Here is a 24,685-nt window from a genome sequence, read left to right on the forward strand (position 1 = left end):
CCGTGCTCTGTCTGCTCGCCGGCGACACCGAACGACCCGGCCTGCTCGCCTACATCAACGGCCTGCGATTCATCCAAATCGAACCACTCGACACCCAAGCCGCGCTCGCCACCACCGAACTGCTCCACGCCGGGCACTCCTGGGCGGCCGCCCACGCCATCCACGCCGCCCGCCCCTCCGCCGACCACCCCGCTGGCCGCTACCTCCTGACCCTTACACCCGAGCTGTACGAAGGAACCGGCATCCAAGCCGTACACCCCGACCAATAACCCGCACCCAAAACAGCCACCCGCAGGTCGTAGCCGACGGCACGAAACCGAATCCAGCCGGAGCAGCGACTGAAGCGACTCAGACGGGCCACACCCGCATCGGTAAGGAGCACGGGAGGTCGGCAAGCGGACTCCCGTGGACACCGGATCACCCCACGCGTCGGCGGGGAGAACCTCACCCGCTACGGCTGGTGCCAGTCCTTCGACGGACCACCCCCGCGTCGGCGGGGAGAACTAGACGCCGGCCTTGACGCGTTCGATGGCTCCCGGACCACCCCCGCGTCGGCGGGGAGAACGGGACTCCCTGGGCGAAGACGTGTCCGGCGTCCGGACCACCCCCGCGTCGGCGGGGAGAACGCACGTTCGGCAGCGCCGGAACCCTCACCGTCCGGACCACCCCCGCGTCGGCGGGGAGCACGCACTGGGCTGGCGAGCCATGGAAAGAGACCTACCGATCATTCCCCGGGTTGGTGCGTTCGACGGCACGCCGTGAAGACCCCGCACGCAAAGAGAAGAGTCCGTTCCGTTGTCAAGGAGCCAGAAGAGAATGTAACGCTGACGACGCGTGCACCTGGCGCTCATGATGGATTGACAGCGAACTCTTGTTGTAACACCCCGCGTCGGGGAAACCGAGTTTCACCCCTGCGTCGGCAGCGAGCACGCACCACACCCTGGAGCCGGGCTACCCCGAAAAGGAGCCCGACGCTGCGGCGGTGTCGGGGTGAGTGTGGGCATCAGGTGGCCTTCAGGCTGTTCGGAGGCGTTCGAGGAACTCGCTGACGCCGTCTACCTTTTGGTAGGGCTTGAAGGCGGGGGCGAGTTCGCGGACCAGGGTGACGCATCGGTCTGCGCCGATGCGGGTGGCGAGGCCGAGTGACTCGGTGCTGACGAGGAGGGCCTGTTCGACCTCACGGGCCTGGAGAAGGCTGCGTGCTTCGTAGGTGCGGAAGACCCCGCGGGTCTTGTCCCGGGCCCGTGGCAGCAGGGTCAGGCCCTCGTCGATGCGGGCTCGGGCCTCGCTGGTGCGGCCGAGGTCGAGGAGACACTGGCCCGAGTCCACTGCCAGGTCCGCAGTACTCATCCACCGGCACCAGCCTGGTGCGGGGTCGGCCGCGTCGGTCAACAAGGCAGTCTCGGCAGCGGCCAGGTCACGGTGGCACTCGGCTGCGGCTCCCAGGGCGGCGTGGGCTCGGGCCCTGCGTAGGTACAGCAGTGACCTGGCGGTGGGGTGCCGCGTGTGGATCAGGGCCTGACTCAACGGTTCCACCGCGGATCCGGGTTGGCCGAGCCAGATGGACTGGTAGGCGAAGTCCGACAGGACCCCGGCCCCCTGGTCGCGGTCGTGGGCGGTGTGTGCGTTGGTCAGGGCGGCGTTCCACAGCTTGCCGGCCGCGTAGTGCCGGCCTTGGTCGAAGCGGTACCAGCCGCACGTGCTGGACAGCGATGCGGCCAGCAGGTGTAGGCGCCGGCCGGTGGCCTCGCTGTAGCGGGCACCTTCGAGGAGGTCGGTGACGGTGGTGAGGTGGGCGTCCATCAGCTTGATGGTGTGCTGGCGCTGCTCGGTCGGCAGGGCGGTCAGCTGGGTGCTGGTGTCCTCCAGCCAGTCCACGAGCTCGTCATCGACGCGGCGCCCGCCAAGGGCGGTGGTGAGGCGGTCGGGTTCGAGCGCGGCCCACTGGGAGGCCAGCCCTGTCAGGGCGAGCGCGCTGTAGGTCAGGAAGGTACGGCGTTCGCGGTTCATCGCGGCTCTCTGTGCGTCTCGAAGTGCTTGGACGGTGTATGCCGCCCCGAGGGGAGCCGGATCGTCCCGGCCCGGAAGCCAGTGAGGCCACGGATACCGCTCCAGGTCGGAAATCGGCACGTCGAAGGCGTCTGCGATCAGTAGCTGGGATTCGATGCCCGGCGTCTTGCGGCCGTTCTCCCACCTGCTGACGGCCGCCTTGTCAATGCCGGAGCGGAGACCTTCCGGCCGCAGGGCGGCAGCGAGGTGCAGGCGCGCCACGAGGTCGCGCTGGGACCAGCCGCGTAGGAAGCGGGCGTAGGCGAGAGGGTGCCGGATCAGGTCGTCCACGGGAGCAATCCCATCATCGACGGTGACGGCAAGGCTACCGCGAGTACGGGCGGGACAACCCCGGGACTACAGCCAACACCTATGGCTGGAAACCAAGTTGGGGCTGTACTCGTCTTCCCCCGTCAGGTTCCACAAGAAGTGGATGGAGAACGCGCATGAAACGACGTGCTGCGGTCATCGGTCTGGGCCATCAAGCCGCTGCCGATCACCTGCCTGGTCTGCTCGGTTCCAGCCGGGCCGAACTCGTCGCGGTCTGCGACAGCGACCCGGTCAGCCTGCGTGAGCGGGCGGACGCGCTGTCAGTACCCGGGTTCACCCGGGTGGGTGAACTCCTGGCGGAGACGGCCCCGGACTTCGTGATCGTCGCCGTCCCGCACCACGCCGGGCGTGCCGTGATCGAGGAGTGCGCCGCCGCCGGCGTCCATGTCCTAAAGGAGAAGCCTTTCGCCACCTCCGTCGCCGAGGCACGCGGCCTGGCCGAGATCTGCCACAAGGGCCAGGTGGAGCTGATGGTGACGCTCCAGCGCCGGTTCAACCCGATCTACTCCAGCGTGGCCGGGATGCTCGACCAGATCGGCACCCCGTTCCTGTTGGGCGGGCACTACTCGTTCCACACGCCCAATCCCGGCGCCGGATGGCGCGGGAACCTCAAGCAGGCCGGTGGCGGCTGCATCCTCGACATGGGCTACCACCTGGTCGACTTGCTGCTGTGGTACTTCGGCCTGCCCAGCCGGGTCATCGCGGAGTTCTCCACCGTGGCCTTGCCCGACGGCGGATACGACGCGGAGGACACCGCGGTTGTCCAGCTCGGCTACGAATCCGGCCTCTACGGATCGCTCGTCCTGTCGCGGTGGATGGCGCCTAAGAGGGAATTCATGCGGGTCGTCGGCACGGCCGGCTCGGTGGTGCTGACGAAGAACGCCGTCCAGCGGCTCTCCCTGGACGGCACGGTGGTGGAGGCGCTGACCCGCCCGCATGCCTCCAGTGTCGCCACCGCCCAGATCGACTACTTCTGCCGGGTCCTGGCCAGAGAGCGACCCAACGTCTCCGGCCCCGAACAGCACCTGGCCCACGCCGCGTTCATCGCGTCCTGCTACGAGTCCAAGAGGGCTGGCCGCTACATCAACCCCAAGGAGATGCTGTGACCAGCCCCCTCGCCCTACTTGGGGGCACTCCGGCCGTCACCACCGCCGGCCCCCACTTCACCTGGCCCCCGATCGACGACGTCACCCGCGCGAAGGTGCTCGCCCAGCTGGACTCGGCTGTCTCCCTCCCCGGTCGGTCCGGGATCGTCGCGGACTTGGAGGACGCCCTCCAGGACTACTTCGGCGCCCGGCATGCCATCACCACCAGCTCCGGCACAGCCGCCCTGCACGCCGTCTACTGGGCCGCCCGCATCCAGCAGGGGCACGAGGTCATCGTCCCCGCCTGGACGTTCCACGCCACCGCCTCCCCGCTCTTCCAGCTCGGTGCGGTCCCGGTCCTGTGCGAGACGCTCCCCGACGGCAACATCGACCCCTCCCGGGTGGCCGAGCTGATCACCCCCCGCACCCGCGCGATCATGGTCACCCACCTGTGGGGCAAGCCCGCCGACATGACCGACCTGGTCGCCATCGCCAGGGACCGGGACCTGGACCTCCTGGAGGACGGCTCACACGCCCACGGGGCCGGACACGGCGGCCAGAAGGTCGGCACGTTCGGCCTGGCCGGAGCCTTCTCCCTCAACGGACCCAAGCCCCTGTCCGGCGGTGAGGGCGGCTTCGTCCTCACCGACGACGACGACACCTACTACCGGATCCTAACCTTTGCGCACTACAACAAGCGGGCCAGGAACGAGATCCCGCAAGGCCATCCACTCGCGCGGTACGCGGTCACCGGGGCTGGTCTCAAGCTCCGCATCCACCCCCTGGCCGCCGCCCTCGCCCACGACCAGCTCGCCCGCTTGGACGCCTACCTTCTCGGCCGCGAGGAGATCGCCGGCTACCTGACCCGCGAGCTCGGCCGGATACCCGGACTGGAGGTCACCCCGATGCCCGACGGGGTGAAATCGTCCTGGTACGCGTTGACGGCCACCTACCGGCCCGACCAACTCGGCGGCCTGCGCATCGACCGCTTCCATCAGGCCCTCGCCGCGGAGGGGGCAACCGAGTTCGACCTGCCCGGCTCCACCCGCCCCCTCAACCAGCTCCCGCTCTACCAGCACCCCTCACAGTTGTTCCCCAACAACTCGAACACCCAGAACCGCTACCGGCCCGGCGACTTCCCCATCGCCGAGAAAGCGCACACGCACACGATCAAGCTGCCGGTCTGGCACCGTGAACGGGATCTGGAACTGGCCGAGCAGTACGTCAGCGCGGCCAGGAAGATCAGCGAACACCACAAGGAGCTGCTGTGACCGTGACCTCCGATCTCGCCCTGTCCCTGGCCAAGGAGGCCGAAGCCGAGGGCATCACCAGCTTCGTGGCCGCCTCCGTGGTCACCGACACCGGCCGCGTCCTTTTGCTCCGGCGCAAGACGGACGACTACATGGGCGGCCTGTGGGAAATCCCCTCGGGGAAGGTCGACCCGGGCGAGACCATCCTGGACGCAGCCCGCCGCGAGACAGGAGAGGAGACCGGCCTGACCGTCTCCTCCGTGGACCGCTACCTCGGCCACTTCGACTACGAGAACAGCCGCGGCATCACCACCCGCCAGTTCAACTTCGCCGTCACCGTCACCGAAACCGGCCCGGTCCTCCTCACCGAACACGATCTGCACCAATGGGCCGCCCTCACTGGCGACCTGCCGGGCGTCACCGACGCCGTACGGAAGGTCCTGACCAGCGCATAGGCCCACAATGGCCGCCCGGAGCCGCGTGGTGTGCGGCCCCGGGCGGCCCGCCGGACTGGAGGGTACTCCTCGGAGGCGTGAGAGGCTTCGCGGCTGTCTGGACGTCACCGTCCGTGTCTCGCTGTCAGGAGGCGTCTGACCAAGGCCCGGGCACGCCGGTGAAACCTCACCTTCACCATGTCACGCACGCGAAGAGGTTTGTCGGCCGATGATCCGTTCCTCGTGCGCGTCGAAGGGGAGCACTTCACGACCTACACCAGTCGCCGCCCAGCCGACGAATCACCCCCGCGTCGGCGGGGAGAACGATCTCGCGGCGCAGCAGTTCGTCGTTGAAGTCGGACCGGCCCCGCGTCGGCGGGGAGCACGACCGGCCGACCGCCCTGACCTTAGTCTTTGCCGGATCACCCCCGCGTCGGCGGGGAGAACGAGACTCCGGCCGACCTGGAGGACCGCCTCCCCGGACCACCCCCGCGTCGGCGGGGAGAACGAACCCGGCCGCCTACGCGCACTACCTCGCGGACGGACCACCTTCGCGTCGGCGGGGAGAACCTGCGAGACCCGGACGTGCGCGGCTACCTGATCGGACCACCCCCGCGTCGGCGGGGAGAACGGGCCAACGATCTCGGCCACGAACCAGGAGAGCGGACCACCCCCGCGTCGGCGGGGAGAACTCTGGCGCCACTTTCCGCGCCTCGGCCAAGAACGGACCACCCCCGCGTCGGCGGGGAGAACATCCACGTCCCCGGCAGCGACGCCGCACCCACCGGACCACCCCCGCGTCGGCGGGGAGAACAGCGTTTGGTTGCTAGGTTTCGCCGCCTATTACGGACCACCCCCGCGTCGGCGGGGAGAACGCGGTGGGCGCGACCGTGGGTGGGGTGGCCGGCGGGCCACCCCCGCGTCGGCGGGGAGAACGGGCTCACGGGCGGCGCGTCGGCCGGGGCGATCGGACCACCCCCGCGTCGGCGGGGAGAACACTACCTCGGCGGCCCCTCCGCCCGTCTCCGACGGACCACCCCCGCGTCGGCGGGGAGAACACAATCAGCGTGGCCAATTTGTCGTCATTGGGCGGACCACCCCCGCGTCGGCGGGGAGAACGCAATCTCCGCTGGCCCGATCGTCTCCGGCGCCGGACCACCCCCGCGTCGGCGGGGAGAACGAAGCCAGAGCCATCGCCGCCTCGGCCCGCAGCGGACCACCCCCGCGTCGGCGGGGAGAACTAACTGGGCTCACGCGGGGACATGCCCACCTCCGGACCACCCCCGCGCCGGCGGGGAGAACTCGCCGGTCGACGTCGAGCAGGCGCGCCGGGCCGGACCACCCCCGCGTCGGCGGGGAGAACGGGGCAGCCGGCTGGTGGCTCGGCCGCCGCTACGGACCACCCCCGCGTCGGCGGGGAGAACTCGTCGAGACTCGCATACGCCGTTCGTACGCGCGGACCACCCCCGCGTCGGCGGGGAGAACGTCTGGAGCGACGAGCACCTGTACGCCGGCAGCGGACCACCCCCGCGTCGGCGGGGAGAACGCTCGTATCAGACGCTCCTCGTGCCGGGACTCCGGACCACCCCCGCGTCGGCGGGGAGAACTATGGCTACCGCCGAGATCACAGCGATCAAGACGGACCACCCCCGCGTCGGCGGGGAGAACGGTGAGGTCGTCCTTGTACTGGCGGACGGTGGCGGACCACCCCCGCGTCGGCGGGGAGAACGTCGCGCGGGACAGGCGCAGGTCGGCGTCGATCGGACCACCCCCGCGTCGGCGGGGAGAACTGCCGGAGAGCGAACCAGGACAGCAGCGCGGACGGACCACCCCCGCGTCGGCGGGGAGAACGCAGGACCGTGACACGACAGGTGCGCTCTCCGGACCACCCCCGCGTCGGCGGGGAGAACTCCGCGGGCAGGGGATTGCGGCTGGCCGCCGGCGGACCACCCCCGCGTCGGCGGGGAGAACGGCGACTGCGGCTACTACGGCCGGGCCGGTGGCGGACCACCCCCGCGTCGGCGGGGAGAACGCCGGTCGGACCTCGAAAACCGAGTGCCATGACGGACCACCCCCGCGTCGGCGGGGAGAACCGTGCGGGGAGCAGTGCAATTGGGTGATTCGCCGGACCACCCCCGCGTCGGCGGGGAGAACCGAATGGGGGGCAGTAGATCGGAGTTGAAGGCCGGACCACCCCCGCGTCGGCGGGGAGAACGGCGAGCGCCTGCGCGAACTCCCACAGCCTCGCGGACCACCCCCGCGTCGGCGGGGAGAACGCTCGGCCGGCATCCGAGTCGACGTAGCGCTTCGGACCACCCCCGCGTCGGCGGGGAGAACAACAGCAGGAACGGGCCGCGTCGTCCCAGGCGCGGACCACCCCCGCGTCGGCGGGGAGAACGGACGGCGAGCACACGGTGGACGGAACGCCCTCGGACCACCCCCGCGTCGGCGGGGAGAACGGCCGTGGAGACCTTCGACGGGCAGGCTGTCCCGGACCACCCCCGCGTCGGCGGGGAGAACGTGACCTGTCCCTTCCAGTGCGATTCGATGACCGGACCACCCCCGCGTCGGCGGGGAGAACCCCGGCACCGTCGTACATCGGGGGCTTTTGATCGGACCACCCCCGCGTCGGCGGGGAGAACTCCGGCTGACATTCCGGGAGGCCTCAGCCACCGGACCACCCCCGCGTCGGCGGGGAGAACGTCCAGCGTCCAGGCGAAGCCCCGAACGACGGCGGACCACCCCCGCGTCGGCGGGGAGAACGTTTCCTGGGCGTCTCCCCACTCCTCGGCGAGCGGACCACCCCCGCGTCGGCGGGGAGAACTCGACCCGGTGTTGGACGACAAGGACTCCGTGCGGACCACCCCCGCGTCGGCGGGGAGAACGGTGCCGAGTCCCACGGTGATGACGTCGAACGCGGACCACCCCCGCGTCGGCGGGGAGAACCCGGTCGAGGGTGGTCCTCCAGTGGGGGTGGTCGGACCACCCCCGCGTCGGCGGGGAGAACCCTTCGCGACCTGCCACTTCTTAGGGCCTTTGCAGTTTCTTTAATGTTCTTCGGGCGGTCAGAGTCGTGGTCATGGCCGAAGTGTACGGCGCTGGCGCCGAGTTGACGTTGTGGTGGTTGTCGGTCGCCTGTGGTTGAGTGCTGGTTTCTCTCCAGGTGGAGGAGCGGCGTTGGACGTCCAGGGTTTTGAGCCGGATGAGAGTCTGTGGGCGAAGGCCCGTGGGCTCGACGGTGCTCGGTATCCGCTGGTGCGGCATCTGTTGGATGCGGCGGCGATGGCGATGTTTCTGTGGGATGCGTACCTGGCTGAAGGCCAGCGAGCTGTCATCTCGTCTGGTTTCGGGTGCGTGGATCGGCCGGAGGAGGCGCGTGCACTGGTCGGCCTTTGTGCCGGTTTGCACGATGTGGGCAAGATCTCCGGTTTTCAGTTCTGTAATCGCTCCGGCGCGGAGGCTTTAAGCGCAAGTCTGCTGGGCGATGTGGGGCTGATGGGGGATGCGCGTGTCCGTCATGACGTGGCGGGGATGCGGGCTGTGGCCGCGGTGCTTGGGGCCTTGGGCTTCGATGAGGGGGCCGATCTCGACGAGGATGGGCCCATCGCGCGGATCGCCGAGGTGGTTGGTGGGCATCATGGGCGTTTTCATCGATATGAGGCGTTGTTCAGTGCTCCCGCTTATCAGTCTCTTCTGGGGGGTGCGGGGTGGGCTGATCAGCGGTCTGCTCACGCTCGGGTGGTTCATTCGGTACTGGGGAAACCGGCGATGCCGAGCAAATTTGTGGCACCGGCCGCCGTTTTGGTGACCGGGGTGGTGGTTTTGGCTGACTGGTTGGTGAGTCAGGAGAGCTACGTTCGGGAGCGTTGCGGTTTACCACGATCCAGCTTGGCGGAGCATTTCGCACGTTCATGCTCGGATGCTGAGCGGCTGGTGAGGGATGCGGGATTGCTGCCTGTCGAGTTGACTCGTAAGCCATTCGCGGAGGCCTATGGCATCAATGGGGTGCCGAATGCGTTGCAGCGTTCGTTGGCCCGTGACTTGCCCGTCGCTCTCAAACAGTTTTCGCGGAAGGTGGGGAGAGCTGGGATTCTCGTGGTCACGGCCGCTCCGGGGGATGGCAAGAGCGAGGCCGCGCTCGAAGCCGAGCGGGTGTTCTCCTCCCAGTTCGGTACACGCGGGTTCTCGTTCCTGCTGCCGACGATGGCGACGAGTGATCAGATGCACGGGCGAGTCGCGGATGCCCTCGTCCGGCAGGAGGCGGCCGGCTCGGGCTTGGTGTTGGCGCACAGCATGGCTTGGCTGAGCGGCGGGTACGCCGACGAGGGTCTCGCCGAGGGCGACCAGGTGCTGGTGTGTGATGGCGATGAGGAACTGGACGACGAGCGGGCTCGGCGGTCGGCGGCAATCCGGCCGGCACGGTGGTTGCGGGGGGCGAAGCGTGCGTTGCTGGCGCAGTACGCGGTGGGGACGATTGATCAGGCACTGATGGCTGTGTTGCCGGTGCGGCACAACATGCTGCGCCTGTTGGGATTGTCGGGGAAGACGTTCGTCGTGGACGAGGCTCACGCCTATGACCCGTACATGCAGGTGTTGTTGGGACGTTTGTTGAATTGGCTGGGCGTTTATGGGGTGCCTGTGGTCCTGTTGTCGGCGACTTTGCCCCAGTCGGTCAGTGATCAGTTGATCAAGCAGTATCTGCAGGGTGCCGGCCATTCGTCGAAGAGTTTGCGGGCACGGTCGTTTCCGGTGCCGTATCCGGGCTGGCTCTATGTCGATGGTGCCGGTGGTCAGTGCGTGCAGATCAGCGAGGCGGATCGGGAGGAACAGGCGCAGCAGCGCCGTATGACTTTGACGGTCCAGGTGAAAGCCGTCGACGGGGGTCGGCCGGAGAGTCCGTCTGGGCGTCTGGCCGCCGTGGGTCGGATTCTGGCTCCCTTGTTGGAGGAGGGAGCGGGGTGTGCGCTGGTGGTGTGCAATACCGTCGGCGAAGCGCAGGACACATACACCTATTTGTGTGAGCAGTGGGCTGGTGAGCTGGAGGCGGGGACGGTCGAGCTCTTGCACGCGCGTTTCCCGGCGGAGGTTCGTGAGGCACAGACTCGGCGGGTCACCGAGGGGATGGGGCGGCGGGGGCCGCGCCCGCTGCGACGGGTGATCGTGGCCACGCAGGTGGTCGAACAGTCTCTCGATCTCGATGCGGATGTGGTGATCAGCGACCTTGCCCCGATGGCATTGTTGCTGCAGCGCGCCGGGCGCTGTTGGCGGCATGAGACCTGGTGGGTCGAGCGTGGGCGGCCGGATGGTGGCGGGCGTCCGGTGTGGGCGTCGCTGAGCGGGCCGCGGCTGGTGGTGCTCGACCCGGTGATCGGGGGCGGGGGAGTGCCACGGCAGTGGGGCGAGATCTACCACGAGGCGGTTTTGCGTGAGACGTCGCAGGCTTTGGTCGGGCTCGGGGGGAAGCCTGTGTCTGTGCCGGACGACGTGCAGGAGCTGGTGGAGCGGGTGCACGGTACCGGTTCTGGACGGTATGACTTTGATGATCCGCAGGCCTCGGCGGCGTGGACGGCGTACGCGGGTAAGGAAGCCGCGCAGCGTGGGGCCGGGGAGATGGTGGTGATTCCCCGGGCGCGCTCGGTTGTCGGGCTTGACGAGTTGCACCGTACGCCGGGGACGGAGGATGAGTGGCAGACGGCGACGCGGCTGGGAGCCGATTCGGTGCGGCTGTTGTGCGTCTACGTCCACGGTGATGGTCGGGAGTCCCTGGATGTGGCCGGTGAGGTCCCGTTGCCATCGGCGGAGATGAACAGTTCCGTCTCGGTGGCTGACGTCCGGCTGGTGATGAGCCGCACCCTCGCGGTGAACTCGGAGTGGTTTCGCGACGCGGACGGACCCACTCTGAAGCCGCCCGCCGGGTGGGTTGAGCATCCGATGCTGGGCGACCTCGTGCTGCTCCGTCAGCAACTTCGTGACGGGCTGCCGGTGCCGGTCGCCGTCGGCAATCGGCACATCTGGTTGGACGAGGGGCTTGGTCTGCGACGCACGTAGTCCGCCGCAGACCAAGCACGGTAATACCCCACGTCGGCGGGGAATCGTGGCCGGGTTCCCCAGGCGCGCGCATGGGGCTTCCTACGGAACACCCCCACGTCGGTGAGGAGATCGTCCTGAAGGTGCAGCCGTTTCGAGCCTTGCGATACGAGGCCGGAGCACGCTCGGGGGTCAGGCGTGGCGCAGACCTTGGCATGCCTCTGTGAAGGCGGACAGGAGCGTGCGGCAGTTCTCTGTCAACGCTCGGTCCGGCTTGATGAAAAGGGCGAGGATGGTGATGAGGAGGAGAGCCACGACGCCGCTACGTGACTGACCACTGGCAGGTGGAGCGAGACCGTCGGGCTGCTGCAACTGGTTCCTCCTCGAGGAGCATTGGGGTTGGAGCGTACGACGTTTCTCCCACTGCAGGTCATGCGCGAGCGCATGGGGCTTCCTACTTCACTCCATCGTGTTGTTGCGGCTGGTGTTCGGCACATCGGCGGACAAGGGGCGGTTCGTCTTGCTCTACTGGGCGCGCAGGGCGGGCACGGGGGGCGTTGTCAGTGCTCCCTGCTTCACTGTGCGCGCAGTGGTTGCGCATGTACGTGTAGCTACCTCTGGGGAGAGCTCTGTGCTCCTTCGGGTGGCGGAGATGGCGGTGAACATGGCTGTTGGGTTCGACCTGCGGGACGAGCCGTGGATCCCGGTGCGGTTAGCCGGGGGTGCCTCGGCGAGGGTGGGTCTGCGTGATCTGTTCCGTCGGGCGCACGAGATTGAGGATCTGGAGCTTCCGGTGCCTCCTGCGGCGTCGGGGCTGCTGCGGCTGCTGGCCGCGATGACCGCTCGGATCGTTCATGGGGATGTCGCCTTGGACGATGAGGATCTGGCCGATGAGCCTCCTCAGTGGATTCGTGCACGCAACGGTGTTCTGCGGCGGGGGGCCTTCGACGCGGACGCGGTGGACGAATACCTGGACAACAGGGTCCCCGAGGGCTGTTTCGACCTGTTCCATCCTGAGCGGCCCTTCCTGCAGGATCCCCGGCTGCGGGCGGAGTGTGTCGACGGTAAGGGCATGCCAAACCCGTCGGGGGTCAACAAGCTGGTGCTGGGGCGTCCGACCGGTGTCAACGGGGCAGTTCTGTTCGGGCATTTCACCGACACCGCCCCGCTCCCCGTGCCGGCTGCCGAGGCGGCCTGGCACCTGATGGCGCAGCTGTACTACGGGCCTTCCGGTCAGTGCACTCCGCGCAAGATCACGACGGTCAAGGCCGGCAACGGCGACGCGGGCCCCCTGAGGAAGGCCCTGTCCTACCACCCGTGGGGGGAGACTCTCTTCACGAGCCTGGTCCTGTCAGTGCCGCAGCCCACGGTGGGGGAGCCGGACCCGAACGACGTGTGCGTATGGGAGGCCCCGTCGTTGCCGGATCCGTTGGGGGCTCCCCCTCCGCCGACCTGGCCAGGCCGGTTGTTGACCGGTCGTGCCCGTCACGCGGCGCTGCTCGTGCCGTCGGCTGACGGCCGAGCCGTGGTGGACGCCTATGTGACCTGGTCGACACATCAGCCTGCCATCCCTGCCCGGGACCCCTACGTCATTCTCGACAAGCCGAAGACCGGCGGCGACCCGTACGCGCGGCCCGCGGACGGTAACCGGGCGTTGTGGCGGGACCTGGATGCCCTTCTCCTCAAGGGAGGAGAGCAGACTCAGCGGCCGGCGGTGTTCGAGAATCTGCCGTCGTCGCTGCGTGCCGGTCTGCGTGTTCGTGCGTACGGGTTCGATCAGGACGGCCAGCAGAAAGACAGTTCCTGGTTCGAGGCGACGACTCCGCCTGTCCTGGGTTGGCAGGAAGACGGGCCCAGTCCTGCCATGGCGCTGCGGGTCGCTCAGAGCCGGGAGTTCGCCGAGCAAGCCGGTGACCGGCTGCACTATGCCGCCCGACTGGCCTGGAGGGTCGCAACCGATACCGGGCTGGACCCGGCGGCCAAGGTGAGGCTCGATCCGAAGAAGCCCGGCCCCTGGGCGCAGCCAGCGATGGCTCATTACTGGCCGGCCGCCGAGCGGGTTTTCTGGTCCCTTCTAAATCCCGCCGGGCTCGGTGATCCGGTGCGGATCTCTTTCGTGGATGTGGCGCTCGGTGCTCTGGACGCGGCGATCGGCGCGCGCAGCGCGGATGTGCGTGTGGCTCGGGCCCGGGTGAGGGCGCGCGGGGTGTTGCGTTCGCTGCTGCGCCAGAGCGGCATTCCGCAGCAGGTTTCAGCGATTTCAGCCGGGAAGTGAGTGATGACGACCATCCCTGTGCAGGCAACCTCGCCCGTCCCTGATCGGGTCGCCGGGCGCGAGTCGCAGATGTCGAGGTTCGTCGCGGAGGTGATCGGCTTGTGCGCGCAGGACAAACGGGCGCAGGCGGATCTGCGTAGTGGGCTCGGCTTGCCCTATGAGCGCTGTCATCGTCTGCACCGTCATCTGGTGCGCCTGGTGCCTCGGGACGTACGGCATGCGGCGGCCCGGCGTTCCTACTACGCGGTGGCCGCGTTGATCGCCGCCCGGTCGCGTTCGGCCCGTGAGGAGGAAGCCGCCCGGGCCGAGGACTTGGCCGTCCAGAGGAAACAAGCGCGGGCCGCGGAGTCCGCCGTCGAGGATTCGGTGGCCTCCGAGGCGATGCCGGACCCCGCGACGGGCGTGGACGCGGAGCGTGTGTGGCGGGAGCGGGTCAGCCTGGGGGCGTCGCTGGCCGAGGCCGTCAACAAAGGGCTGATGAAGCCGGACTCCGCAGAGTCGGAGCTGCACTACATGGCACGCGTGGGCAGCGACTCGCTGCACATGCGGCTCCCGGCATTGACGCGCCAGCTCAACGGCCGGGGAGTGGTTTTGGACTGGGCCGTGCTTCTCGACGACCTGGCCTGGTGGGATCGGCACCAGGACCGGATCGCGACGCGATGGCTGGAGGACTTCTTCCGCGTCCGCATGGCCGAGCAGTCGGCCGATTCTGCCGCATCCGGTCTGGACCGAGGCGAAAGCGTCGCGGACCGCGACGACGAACACAACGATGTCACCCCTGAGGAGAACGAGTGAACTCCCTGTTCCTGGACCTGAGCGCCATCCAGTCGGTTCCCGCGGCCAATCTGAACCGGGACGATCTTGGTTCGCCGAAAACCGTCCGCTACGGCAACGCGAACCGGATCAGGGTATCCAGCCAGTCGTGGAAGCGCGTGATCCGTCAGGGAGTGGAAGACGACCTCGGAGAGAAGGCCAAGCGGACCCGCATGGTCCCCGTCAAGGTGCGCGAACACCTGATCCGATCGGGCTGGCCCGAGGACCTGGCCGTGTTCGCCGGCGCGCAGGTCGCCGCGAGCGCCGGCAAGAAGGGCCTGGGCACGGAGAAGGCGGGGCACACCTCGGTGCTCCTGTTCCTGCCCGAAGCAGGAATCGAGGAACTCACCGCGGTATGTGTCGAACATCGAGCCGACCTGGAAGCCGGGCTGGGCAAAGCCAAGCCCGGGGCGTTGTTGCCGGCACAGCGCATCGAGACCATTCTCAAGTCCCGGACCGCTTCGATCAGTCTCCTGGGGCGCATGCTCGCTGAACTTCCCGGTGCCAACGTCGACGGGGCGGCACAGGTCGCCCACGCCTTCACCACGCACGCCGCAGAACCCCAGCGCGACTACTTCACCGCCGTCGACGACTGGCTGGGCGAGTCGGAGACCGGCAGCGGTCACCTCGACACCGCCGAGTTCAGCGCCGGTGTCTTCTACCGCTTCGCGTCCGTCAACGTCTCCGACCTGCTGACCAACCTGGAAAAGGACATCAAGGCCGCCCGCACGGTCCTCGCCAGTTTCGCGGACCACTTCCTCATGTCGCTTCCCCAGGCCAAGAAGAACAGCACCGCCCCCCACACCATCCCCGACCTCGCCTATCTGGCGGTCCGCTCCCAGCGTCCGCTCTCTCTGGCAGCGGCATTCGAGACTCCCGTGAACGCGGACCGTGCCGGCGGATTCTCCGCACCCTCGCGCGCTGCCCTCGCGCACTACGCCGGGCAGGTCCACCGTCTCACCGGAAACCGCCATCGCGCCTTCCACGGACACGCGACGACCAACACCGAGCCGTACGAGCAACTCGGCTCCGTCCACGACTCCTTCGCGGAACTGATCGACGCCGCCATCGAAGCGGCACTGCCCGAGACGACTTCCGGTGACCTGGACGGCAGTCAGTGACCGGTCTGCTCCTGCGGCTGGCCGGCCCCCTGCAGTCCTGGGGTGAACGGTCGGCTTTCACCGCCGTCCGCGACACCGCCGGATTCCCCACACGTTCCGGTCTCATCGGAATCTTCGCCGCGGCCCAGGGCCTTGCCCGCGGAGCCTCCCTCGCACGGTACGACGCGTTGGAGATCACCGTACGCGTCGACCGGCCAGGGACCCTCTTGATCGACTACCACACCGTGGGGGGAGGACAGCCCGCGCATCTGACCGCCGCGACCAGCGGCGGAAAGAACAAAGGAGCCGCCGTGGTGACCCGTCGTCAATACCTGGCCGACGCGGCCTTCGTCGTCGCGGTCACCGGCCCCGGCGACCAGATCACGGAACTCGCCGCAGCGTTGACGTATCCCCATTGGGCGCCCTACCTCGGCCGGCGTTCCTGTCCCCCCGACGAGCCGTTCCTGCTGCGATCCGATGTCGAGGACCCGGTCGCCGAGCTCCTCACCAACGTCCCCCTGACCTGCCCCCACATCGACGACCGCCGCACCAGAGCACCCATCGCGCGACCAGACACGAGCGTGGACTTCCTGTGGGAACGGCCACCACCAGGGCAATTGACGACCGCGGCCCCCCTGACCGTCCAAGACAGGCCGGTCACATTCGCCCAGCACGGCCGAAGCCACGGCAAACGTCACCTGTACCGGACCACGGAACAACTGCCCGCCGCCCTGCTGCCCAGGGGCGACCGCGCCCTGCACGACCGCCTGATCGACTACGCCGCCGCGGACGCCGAGCGCCCGCAGAGCACGGAGTACACCGCATGACGCCAACCGCCAAGCTCGCCCGAATCCGCCTGAACCCACAAAACCGCGCCGTCGCACGCGACCTGCGCGACGCGACACAAATGCACCGCACCCTGATGCGGCTGGTCCCCGACGACCTCGGCGACAGCCCGCGCTCGCGTAGCGGCCTCCTCTTCCGTGTCGAGAGCACACCGGAAGCGACCACCGTCTTCCTACAGGCGACGGCAGACCTCGACGAGCGGGCCCTGCCCCTCGCCTACGGCCACGTGCAGATCAAAGATCTCTCCCCGATGTTCGCCGCGCTGCGCCCCGAACTCCCTGTTCGCTACCGGATCACCCTCAACCCCTGCCGACGCGAACGTCTTCCCCTGGCGCAAAAGAACCAACGCGGCAAGATCATTCCTCTCACGGGAGCCGACGCCGACCAGTGGTGGGCACGCCGAGCCGAAAACGCCGGGCTCCAACTCACCACCCTGCTGCCCTCCCCGGCAGCACCCGCCCGCCGACACGACAATGAAGCCCCCCTCCGCCACAGCCTCATCCGCTACGACGGCACCGCCACCGTCACCGATCCACACGCCCTCACCAACGCCCTCCTCAGCGGCATCGGAAAAGGAAAACCCTATGGCGCGGGACTGCTGACCCTGGCACCCGCAACCGCATGAATAACCAGGAGCCCCGGGGCGGTCAGGCCCGACGTCGCCTGGCCGCCCCCACACTCGCCATGCTCCCGCGCATCGCCGACTCGCTCAGCTTCCTCTACCTCGACATGGTCCGCGTCGTGCAGGACGACACCGGCGTCTTCGCGCAGATCCGGGTCAACGAACAGCGCACCGACACCGTCTACATCCCCACAGCCGCTCTGTCCTGCATGCTCCTCGGGCCAGGCGTCTCCATCACCACACGGGCCATGAGCACCCTCGCCCGGCACGGCACCAGCGTCGTCGTCACAGGATCCGGCGGAGTACGCGCGTACGCCGCCGTCCTACCCGACTCCCTCACCACCACCTGGCTCGAACACCAGGTCCACGCCTACGCCGAACCCCAGCGACGACTCGCCGTCGCCCAACGCATGTACCAGATGCGCTTTGACGTCGAGGTCCCACCGGAAACCACCCTGGACACCCTCCGGGGCATGGAAGGCCAGCGGATGAGGGCCTTCTACCAACTGCTCACCAAGCAACACAGCATCGGACGCTTCCGCCGGAACTACGACCCCAAGCAATGGCAAGAGCAGGACCCGGTAAACCTGGCCCTGTCCGCAGCCAACACCTGCCTGTACGGCATCGTGCACGCGGCACTTCTCGCCCTGGGTTGCTCACCCGCCCTCGGCTTCGTCCACACAGGCAAACAACACTCATTCGTCTACGACATCGCCGACCTTTACAAGACCGACACGACACTGCCGATCGCGTTCTCACTCCACGACTCCACCGATCCAGAACGGGACGCACGCCGCAAGTTCCGAGACGACCTGCGCCTCTTCAAACTGCTGCCACGCATAGTCCGGGACATCCAGGCACTACTCGCCCCGCAAGGCGGCGGGCACAATGACGACGAGGAAGATCGCGAGCCGCGCGCCGTGAAGCTGGTACACCTCTGGGATCCCGAAGCGGGCACACTACCGGCCGGCCGCAACTACGGCAGGGAGGACGGCTGAAGGTGCCCTCCATGGCAGTCATCGCCACAACCGCTGTGCCCGACCACCTCAGGTGTGCACTCAGCCGCTGGATGACGGAAGTCGTTCCCGGAATCTTTGTCGGAACGCTCTCCGCACGAGTCCGCGACGAACTATGGACATCCGTGACCGAGACGGTCCGCGATGGTCAAGCTGTCTTGATCCATCCAGCAACCAACGAACAGGGGTACACACTTCGCACCGCAGGCACGCGACGCCGCTTGCCAATGGACTTTGACGGCCTCACGCTCATCCGGATGACAGGCGTCGTCCCACCAGAAAGAGTAATAGATTTGCAAACCCCCTAGAAAATGCCAGGTCAGAAAGAGTGCTCCCCGCCGACGTGGGGGTGGTCCGACCCGCGAGGCCGAACTCTCACAGGCTCCCGCGTGCTCCCCGCCGACGTGGGGGTGGTCCGCCCGCTCTGGCGGGCCCGGCCCTGGTCCCAGAGTGCTCCCCGCCGACGTGGGGGTGGTCCGGCAGCGCTCGTCGTGGCCGCCGCGAGCTGGGTGTGCTCCCCGCCGACGTGGGGGTGGTCCGGCCCGGAATCAGATCAAGGCCCTCGACGAGTCGTGCTCCCCGCCGACGTGGGGGTGGTCCGTTGAGCCGGCTGTAGTCGATGTCCTGATCGTCGTGCTCCCCGCCGACGTGGGGGTGGTCCGCCTCCCTCGTCGCCATGCCCGTGGTCGCGACCGTGCTCCCCGCCGACGTGGGGGTGGTCCGCCACGCGCGGTAGACAGTGCGGTCCCTTTCCAGTGCTCCCCGCCGACGTGGGGGTGGTCCGGAGAACGGGTACTCGCTCGACGTCACCACGGAGTGCTCCCCGCCGACGTGGGGGTGGTCCGCCTGTCCTCATCAGCTGACCCACCGCTGCGGTGTGCTCCCCGCCGACGTGGGGGTGGTCCGTACCAGGAGGACTGGGACCTCCTGCACTCCGTGTGCTCCCCGCCGACGTGGGTGCCCACAACCGGCTGCGGAAATGGGCCGCCGACGGGACCTGGGAGACGGTCTTCACCGCCCTGCTCGCCCAGGCCGACGCCGAAGGCGACCTCGACTGGTTCGTGGCCGTCGACTCCACCATCGTCCGTGCCCACCAGCACGCCGCCGGGGCCCCTCAAAAGGGGCCCCGGACGGCGAGCCCGCCGACCATGCCCTCGGACGGTCCCGCGGCGGACTGAGCACGAAGATCCACCTGGCCGCCGACAACCGCTGCCGGCCCCTGGCCTTCGCACATTGATCCGCGGTAGGCCGAGCGCCTGTCGAAGAACCGGGCGGCCCGGGTTCCTCGAAGACCGGCGCCGACGGACTGTTCAAGCAGGCGCCGGTCTGCCCCGCCCCGACTGCGCGAACCCCAGCTGGCCGACCGGTGGACCTGGTTGGTCATCCCCGCCTGGTGCACCACATTCCGCACCGTGTCCGGCGATGGGATCGTGTTGGTGACCTGCGCCATCGGCTCCACTGGTGGCCGCAACGTCATGCGGTGGCCTCCGTTCGCGAGCGCGCGGTCTCCGTCATGCTCGGGAGCGAGCCCTCACCAGGTCTTCGCGGGTCATGTTGGAGCGGCCGGGAAGGTTGGCGGTGGCGGCCTTCTTGTAGAGGTCGGCCTTCGACATGCCGCTCAAGTCCTCCTTCGGTGCGGAGCGGATCTGCTTCCTCGCCGCTGGCTTCTTCGCGGCCGCGGTCCTGCCGAACGCGGTGGCCTTCCCACCGGTGGCCTTCAAACTGCCGGCGCGTTCGCCGCTGGCGCGCAGGGCTTCCAAGAGGTCGACGGCGCCGGTGGGCTGCGCGGGCTCTTCGGTCTTCTCGACGGTGTCGCCGGCCTGCTTGGCGTCGATGAGGGCGGCGACCTTCTCCTGGAAGGTGTCGTGGAACTCGTCGGGGTCCCAGGTCATGCTCAGGGTCTCGATGAGCTGCTCGGCCATCTTCAGCTCCTTGTCGGAGATCTTGGTTTTGCCGGGGAGGTTGTCGATCTCCTTCTTCGGGTCCCGGATCTCGTCCGCCCAGTGCAGCGTGTGGAGGGTCAGGAGCCCGTTCTCGGCCTTGAGGGCGACGAGGTACTCGTGCTGGCGCATGACGAAGGTGGCGATGCCCGCCTTGCCGGCCTTCGCGAGAGCCTGCTCCATCAGGCTGTAGACCTTCCCGTACTCGGAGCCGCGCGGTCCGAGGTAGTAGGTCTTGTCGAAGAAGATCGGGTCCACCTCGTCCAGGTCCACGAACCCGGTGATCTCCAGCGACCGGGAACGGCCCGGGGCGATCTCGTCGAGTTCGTTCGGTTCGACCAGGACGTACTCGCCGCTGGCGTCGTAGCCCTTCACGATGTCGTCGAGCTCGACCTCATCCCCGGTGCGCTCGTTCACACGCCGGTTGCGGATCCGGTCCGAGGTGCCGCGTTGTAGCTGATGGAAGTGGATCGTGTGGCTGTCGGTGGCCGTGTACAAGCCCACCGGCAGGCTGACCAGCCCGAACGACAGATTCCCGGCCCACACCGGACGCGCCACGACCGCCACCTCCTCCACAACCCCCTCCTCCAGCTCACGGCGCCTACCCACCCGGCGCCACCCGACCTCGCCGCCGGCCGCACGTGTGTCCGCCGAACGGGTCACGAACCGGAGCGCCGACTTCCCTCGCCGAATCGAACAGACTTACGATTCGAGAGTGACCGACGAGAGCACCTTCCCCGACGACCTGCTCCAGCTCCAAGAGCGCCTCCACCGCGCCCACGCCGAACACCGCGCCTACCTCGCCGACCTGCCCTGGAGCGTGGAACCCCTCACGGGCTGGAAGCGCGGCGAGCGGTTCTCCCACCGCGGCGATGTCCCCGACAGCCCCGGCTGGAGCGACGAGCAGAAGGAGACGGTCGACCGAATGTGGGCCGAGATCCGGGAACTGTCGATCGCCGTCACCGACCACCCCCACTGGGCGTCCGTCCCACGCGACGTCCTGGTGGACGCCCGCATGCGACTCAAGCAGCAGACCCGCCCCGCCCAACCCCGCACCGAAGTGGCCGAGGCGGCATAGACGCCATGCAGGACGCACTCCTGCCCCTGCCACCGGCCCTGGACCAACTCCTGGTCATACGCCGCTGGCTGGAGCTCACCCTCGCCCGCGTCGACGAAAGAATCACCGCCGTTCGCGCCGCAGACGAACAGCGCGCCCACCGGCTACCGCCGCCGGAACCGCCCCGGTGGTGGATCGAGTACGGCATCGGCGCTGGCCGACGGCCCGATCGCGTCCACACCGGCGCCTGCAAAGTCACCAGCCGCGGCCGCGCCGCCACCCGCGACGGCTGGGCCTTCCAACTGACTTTGGGCGTCCAAAGTCACCCGCTCAGCGGTGCGATCAATGGTTCAAAGACGGGTTCATAGCGGGCACAGGAACACATCGAATCTTCTGCCTGCTGCCAGGACCACTTCACCGGCCCCAGAGGGGCCCTTCACTCGGCCACAGCACTGGTTGTTCACCCACGGCGGTGGAGCTCCCGGTAGCGTGCCAGGGTGGCAATTACCGTGGCCGTTCCGAATACCTGGTTCACATCGCTGATGACCACACCGGTGCCCGGCGCATCGGTGCGCCACAGCGCCTCGTGCCCGGGTTTGAGGGCTCCCGGCTGCGGAATGCGCAAAATTGGTTCGCTTCGCCACGCTCCGTCGGGTAGTTGCGTGTCGAGCAGGTACCTAATCGCGTCGTGGACTACGTCGTCCTCCCTGTTCCCGCACAGCATGAGGGACCGGGTGGCGAGCGCGGTGGCGAACGCGGAAGGCCCGATGCCGGGATCGTTAGCCCACGCGCGGCTGCGGTCGGCCCGGTCCCGGAGCGCGTCGCGGACGCTGCGTAGCAGGGCGGGGGGAGCTGCCCTCGCCGCGACGAGTGCCCGCAGGGCCATAGCGGTCGGATAGGCGATCCCGGGCCACCAGTAGCCGGACCAGCACCCGTCGTCGTTCCGCATGTCCCTCACATAGGAGGCGGCACGGGCCAGTGCCTCCTGATCAGGATGTCGGTGCGAGGCAAGGGCGAGCAGACCGGCCGCGGTGACACAGATGTGCGGCTGGGTCCACCCTGGCACGGCCCCAGGCGGGGCCTCGATGAAACGGTGGATGCTGTCGCCACGGTCGTAGGTGCGGATTCCGCCGCCCACGTCTTGGTGCTGAGTTAGAAACTGGGTGCCGCGCACCACGGCAGACGGTCTCCAAGGCGCGGCCGACGACAATGCGACCAGCGCCCACGCGGTGCTGTCGGCATCCGTCGGAACGCGCCGGTTGTAGCCCCATCCACCGTTGCCGCGCTGTCGGGCTACGAGCCGCCGCGCGGCTTGACCGGCCAGCAACTCTGCGGCCTGCACTTCGCAGAGGGCGTCGCAGACGTAGCCGGTCACCCAATCGGAGGAGGCACCAGCCAGCGTACGGAAGTCGCGCCAGAGCCCGTCCCGGCCGCACCGGGAGGACAGGTGGGCAAGCGCACGTGCCAACGCTGTCCCGACTGCCTCGGTAAAGGACGGGGCGGTGGTCATGGTCCCTCCAGCCAGGCCCGGACACTGTGCTGGACAAAGACATCGAGCCCGGCGGATTGACAGCGGGGCAGTGCCTTGAGGGCCTTCAGCTCGTCAACAACCTCGCAAGTCGCGAGCCGGACCTGATCACCGTCGAGGAGAGCCTCGGCGCACGCACGGTCGTCGGCCCCCGGCATCGAACGAGCCGTGAGCAACACACCGTTGAGCGCGCTGTCCTGCATGTCCACCACCAGATCGGTGAGATCGTCCACTAGGCCGAAGATCCGGCCCAGCCGTTCGGCAGCTTCCTCGGCCGGTCGCGCTTCCGCCTCATCCAAATCGAGCGTGACAAGGCGCGCGACCACACGGAAGGGCGCAGCAGAGGTGGCCGCGGCGACAGTGCGGGCCATGGGTGAACCTGCCGTGTACCGGACCGAACGAATTTCCTCCTGATGCGCGGCAACGATCTCCGCGGCCAGAGCCGAGCGCCTTCCCGGGTTCGCGGGCAGATGCGACACACGCTTGAAGAAACCCTCGACCACTGCGGTGAGTAGTCGCACCTCGTCCGCCGAGTCCGCCGCGGACCGCGCGAGCTCCGTGCCCACCGGGTCTCCAGCAGCGGCGCGTGCCACCATTTCCTCGGGCAACAACTCTCCGATCCGGGATGCCACATCGGGGAACCCGTCGTGGGCGAGATCGAACAGCGAGACCCCGAGATTGAACAGAGCGCTCGTCTCCTCAGTGTCCGTTTGCGGGCTGTCGTCGCATACGAGATTCCGCAGCACGCGCGCCAGCCCGTGGCCGAACGCGAGGGCATGGGGGAGCCGCCGCCGCACACTGCGGTTGGCCGGACCCCAGCATGTCTCTCCGTATAGCAGCTGTCGGTCGGAGTCCGCCAGGCATGGCTCGACCACATCCCGACGCAGTGCCGCCCCCAGCGTGCCCTGCTGGGCCATGTGGGACCGGTGCAGGTCGGAGGCAGGCCACAAGTCCGCCTGCTCCAAAGCCCGGACCAGGCTTCGGCGGCCGCGCAGCCACAGCTCGTCGAGGAGAAGCGCGATCGGCCAGTCGCTGACATGCACCTCGCGCAGCAGAGGGTTCACTGAGCCCCGCATGTCTCCCGGCCCCTCACTCGGCGTGGGGACGGATCAGTGGGCGGCGACCCATCAGGAAGAGGAGCTTCCGTTCCAGGTCGCGTGCCGACTCGATGGGGAACATGTTGTCGGTGACCGCCTCGATCGCCTCACCGACGTGATGATCCCGTCCCATCACGTGGTATGTGGTGCCGTTTCCCAGCTGCTCCCGCAGTGAGTCTCGGTCAGCTACGGGATAGTCAAGTTCGGGCATTTGTTCCCGCAGCCGATCCAGTTCCCGTGGCAGGTCGACGGATGGCCGGTTCAGCCTGACTAGCTCAGCCATCTTTTCGATCAGATTCTCCAGTGAGACGATCGGAAAATAGTAAGCTGGCATGAACTTGATCATGCGGATCGGAGCCATGTCGATGCCGTGGATGTTGATCGTTGCGCCCGGGCCGCCCAGTTCATCAACGAGCTGACCCGCGCTCTCGATGGGGAAGCTCAGCCCGGCGAGGTGAGGCAACAGCACTTTCAGCTCCTGAAGCTGGCCGGCCGGAACCAGCGGCAGATGCTCCATCTGGGGAAGGCCGTCGAGCAATTCCTGATAGCCAGGGCGAGGCCGTGGGTCGAGTCCGGCAATTCGATGGTTGTGCGGCAAGGGGATCTACCACCCTCCGGAGTCTGGTGCTCCATGGTCGACCGATGAGACGAAGACGCCGCCGTCCTCCCAGTTAAAGCAGGGTGTATCGGTATCGACGCACCATGTCTCGTCCCGGTCGTCCCACAGGGCGTACGTGCATTCGTACCTGCGGTCTCCCTGACAGTCGTCGATCCAGGACATGATGGTTGCCTCCAGCTCGTGTCCCTGCTCCGGCCGCACCGACCGCACAACAGCTCCCCAGTCGGCACGGACCTCCTCACCATAGGGTGGGGCGGGCCAGGCTCACCTGCAGCGAGGGCGAGCAAACAGGTGACAGCGCACCGCTGTGGCCTCAGCCGCTCTGCTTGGCGTACGGCCTCGGCTGTCAGTCGGGGTGGTCTCGTCACTGGGGCGGGCCCCCTCTGGCAAGAACAAGGGTGAACACCCCTCGGTCGCCACCGTCTACCGCATCCTGGCCGAGGGCCCCGAGACCATCACCTGAGCATCACTCTCAGCTGCATGTGGGTTGGTTCGCCGTTCGTTACTGAGGATTTCAGGGCGGGGTCGGTGGGTTGATTGTCAGGCCGGTGGCGGTGAGACAGCTGTCGATGAGGTGGGGTCGGAGCTGGATTCTGC

General features: G+C 68.2%; 19 protein-coding genes, 1 pseudogene and 2 CRISPR repeat arrays. Of the genes and pseudogenes, 15 read left to right on the top strand and 5 right to left on the bottom strand.

The genetic code is table 11. The annotated features are described in order from the left end of the window. On the top strand, window positions 1-269 hold a 269-nt coding region (locus ACIRO3_RS36410), incomplete at its 5' end, for a hypothetical protein (RefSeq protein WP_404143999.1). A 745-nt stretch (window positions 270-1,014) separates the two neighbouring features. Here the strand turns inward: ACIRO3_RS36410 and ACIRO3_RS36415 are convergent. Next, the gene (locus ACIRO3_RS36415) at window positions 1,015-2,340 is read right to left on the bottom strand and encodes a helix-turn-helix domain-containing protein (protein ID WP_404144000.1); all 1,326 of its coding nucleotides are present in this window, start codon (window positions 2,338-2,340) and stop codon (window positions 1,015-1,017) included. Between the two features lie 155 nt (window positions 2,341-2,495). Here ACIRO3_RS36415 and ACIRO3_RS36420 point away from each other — a divergent pair, with 155 nt between their 5' ends. The 12 genes and pseudogenes from ACIRO3_RS36420 to ACIRO3_RS36475 form a co-directional block, all read left to right on the top strand. Continuing rightward, the gene (locus tag ACIRO3_RS36420; RefSeq protein WP_404144002.1) at window positions 2,496-3,485 is read left to right on the top strand and encodes a Gfo/Idh/MocA family protein; all 990 of its coding nucleotides are present in this window, start codon (window positions 2,496-2,498) and stop codon (window positions 3,483-3,485) included. After that, window positions 3,482-4,735 (top strand): DegT/DnrJ/EryC1/StrS family aminotransferase, encoded by a 1,254-nt coding sequence (locus ACIRO3_RS36425; protein ID WP_404144004.1) that lies wholly within the window; start codon window positions 3,482-3,484, stop codon window positions 4,733-4,735. Before ACIRO3_RS36420 ends, ACIRO3_RS36425 begins: the two co-directional genes overlap by 4 nt. Then, a complete protein-coding gene (locus ACIRO3_RS36430; RefSeq protein WP_404144006.1) occupies window positions 4,732-5,169 on the top strand; it encodes an NUDIX hydrolase in 438 nt (145 codons plus the stop codon). Before ACIRO3_RS36425 ends, ACIRO3_RS36430 begins: the two co-directional genes overlap by 4 nt. A 275-nt stretch (window positions 5,170-5,444) precedes the next feature. Beyond that, a CRISPR array of direct repeats spans window positions 5,445-8,155; the repeat unit is 29 nt; unit sequence CGGACCACCCCCGCGTCGGCGGGGAGAAC. Between the two features lie 170 nt (window positions 8,156-8,325). Next, on the top strand, window positions 8,326-11,196 hold the full coding sequence (gene cas3 / locus ACIRO3_RS36435; protein WP_404144008.1) for a CRISPR-associated helicase Cas3': 2,871 nt from the start codon (window positions 8,326-8,328) through the stop codon (window positions 11,194-11,196). Window positions 11,197-11,827: 631 nt separating this feature from the next. Continuing rightward, entirely contained in the window at window positions 11,828-13,450 is a 1,623-nt protein-coding gene (gene casA, locus ACIRO3_RS36440; protein ID WP_404144010.1) for a type I-E CRISPR-associated protein Cse1/CasA, read from the top strand. A 3-nt stretch (window positions 13,451-13,453) separates the two neighbouring features. Beyond that, window positions 13,454-14,245, top strand: coding sequence for a type I-E CRISPR-associated protein Cse2/CasB (gene casB / locus ACIRO3_RS36445; protein WP_404144012.1), 792 nt, complete (start codon window positions 13,454-13,456; stop codon window positions 14,243-14,245). Then, window positions 14,242-15,384, top strand: coding sequence for a type I-E CRISPR-associated protein Cas7/Cse4/CasC (gene cas7e, locus ACIRO3_RS36450; protein ID WP_404144013.1), 1,143 nt, complete (start codon window positions 14,242-14,244; stop codon window positions 15,382-15,384). Before casB ends, cas7e begins: the two co-directional genes overlap by 4 nt. Beyond that, entirely contained in the window at window positions 15,381-16,190 is an 810-nt protein-coding gene (gene cas5e / locus ACIRO3_RS36455) for a type I-E CRISPR-associated protein Cas5/CasD (RefSeq protein WP_404144015.1), read from the top strand. Before cas7e ends, cas5e begins: the two co-directional genes overlap by 4 nt. Continuing rightward, on the top strand, window positions 16,187-16,834 hold the full coding sequence (cas6e, locus tag ACIRO3_RS36460) for a type I-E CRISPR-associated protein Cas6/Cse3/CasE (RefSeq protein ID WP_404144017.1): 648 nt from the start codon (window positions 16,187-16,189) through the stop codon (window positions 16,832-16,834). The genes cas5e and cas6e overlap by 4 nt, the downstream gene beginning before the upstream one ends. Before the next feature lie 59 nt (window positions 16,835-16,893). Next, the gene (gene cas1e, locus ACIRO3_RS36465; protein ID WP_404144030.1) at window positions 16,894-17,829 is read left to right on the top strand and encodes a type I-E CRISPR-associated endonuclease Cas1e; all 936 of its coding nucleotides are present in this window, start codon (window positions 16,894-16,896) and stop codon (window positions 17,827-17,829) included. Between the two features lie 2 nt (window positions 17,830-17,831). Beyond that, on the top strand, window positions 17,832-18,155 hold the full coding sequence (gene cas2e, locus ACIRO3_RS36470; protein ID WP_404144018.1) for a type I-E CRISPR-associated endoribonuclease Cas2e: 324 nt from the start codon (window positions 17,832-17,834) through the stop codon (window positions 18,153-18,155). Window positions 18,156-18,175: 20 nt separating this feature from the next. Beyond that, window positions 18,176-18,814: a CRISPR direct-repeat array (repeat unit 29 nt; unit sequence GTGCTCCCCGCCGACGTGGGGGTGGTCCG). A 183-nt stretch (window positions 18,815-18,997) separates the two neighbouring features. Further along, window positions 18,998-19,072 (top strand): annotated as a pseudogene (locus ACIRO3_RS36475) (IS5/IS1182 family transposase); the annotation flags it as partial. A 286-nt stretch (window positions 19,073-19,358) separates the two neighbouring features. On the opposite strand, the gene ACIRO3_RS36480 reads toward ACIRO3_RS36475, so the two are convergent. Further along, on the bottom strand, window positions 19,359-20,363 hold the full coding sequence (locus ACIRO3_RS36480; protein ID WP_404144019.1) for a Ku protein: 1,005 nt from the start codon (window positions 20,361-20,363) through the stop codon (window positions 19,359-19,361). A 139-nt stretch (window positions 20,364-20,502) separates the two neighbouring features. Here ACIRO3_RS36480 and ACIRO3_RS36485 point away from each other — a divergent pair, with 139 nt between their 5' ends. Together ACIRO3_RS36485 and ACIRO3_RS36490 are read left to right on the top strand one after the other, a co-directional pair. Next, complete coding sequence (locus ACIRO3_RS36485) at window positions 20,503-20,865, top strand: hypothetical protein (protein ID WP_404144021.1); 363 nt, start codon at window positions 20,503-20,505, stop codon at window positions 20,863-20,865. A 5-nt stretch (window positions 20,866-20,870) separates the two neighbouring features. Continuing rightward, window positions 20,871-21,212, top strand: coding sequence for a hypothetical protein (locus tag ACIRO3_RS36490; RefSeq protein WP_404144022.1), 342 nt, complete (start codon window positions 20,871-20,873; stop codon window positions 21,210-21,212). 92 nt (window positions 21,213-21,304) lie between these two features. Here the strand turns inward: ACIRO3_RS36490 and ACIRO3_RS36495 are convergent, their stop codons facing one another. The 3 genes from ACIRO3_RS36495 to ACIRO3_RS36505 are packed head-to-tail and all read right to left on the bottom strand — an operon-like array spanning window position 21,305 to window position 24,067. After that, the gene (locus ACIRO3_RS36495) at window positions 21,305-22,354 is read right to left on the bottom strand and encodes a prenyltransferase/squalene oxidase repeat-containing protein (protein WP_404144024.1); all 1,050 of its coding nucleotides are present in this window, start codon (window positions 22,352-22,354) and stop codon (window positions 21,305-21,307) included. Next, window positions 22,351-23,436: a hypothetical protein gene (locus tag ACIRO3_RS36500; protein ID WP_404144026.1), complete on the bottom strand. Its 1,086-nt coding sequence runs from the start codon at window positions 23,434-23,436 to the stop codon at window positions 22,351-22,353. Before ACIRO3_RS36500 ends, ACIRO3_RS36495 begins: the two co-directional genes overlap by 4 nt. A 25-nt stretch (window positions 23,437-23,461) precedes the next feature. Then, complete coding sequence (locus ACIRO3_RS36505; protein ID WP_404144028.1) at window positions 23,462-24,067, bottom strand: MTH865 family protein; 606 nt, start codon at window positions 24,065-24,067, stop codon at window positions 23,462-23,464. Window positions 24,068-24,685 lie beyond the last annotated feature (618 nt).

Origin of the sequence: Streptomyces sp. NPDC102278, from assembly GCF_044766345.1 — a bacterium.
Classification (GTDB): Bacteria; Actinomycetota; Actinomycetes; order Streptomycetales; family Streptomycetaceae; genus Streptomyces.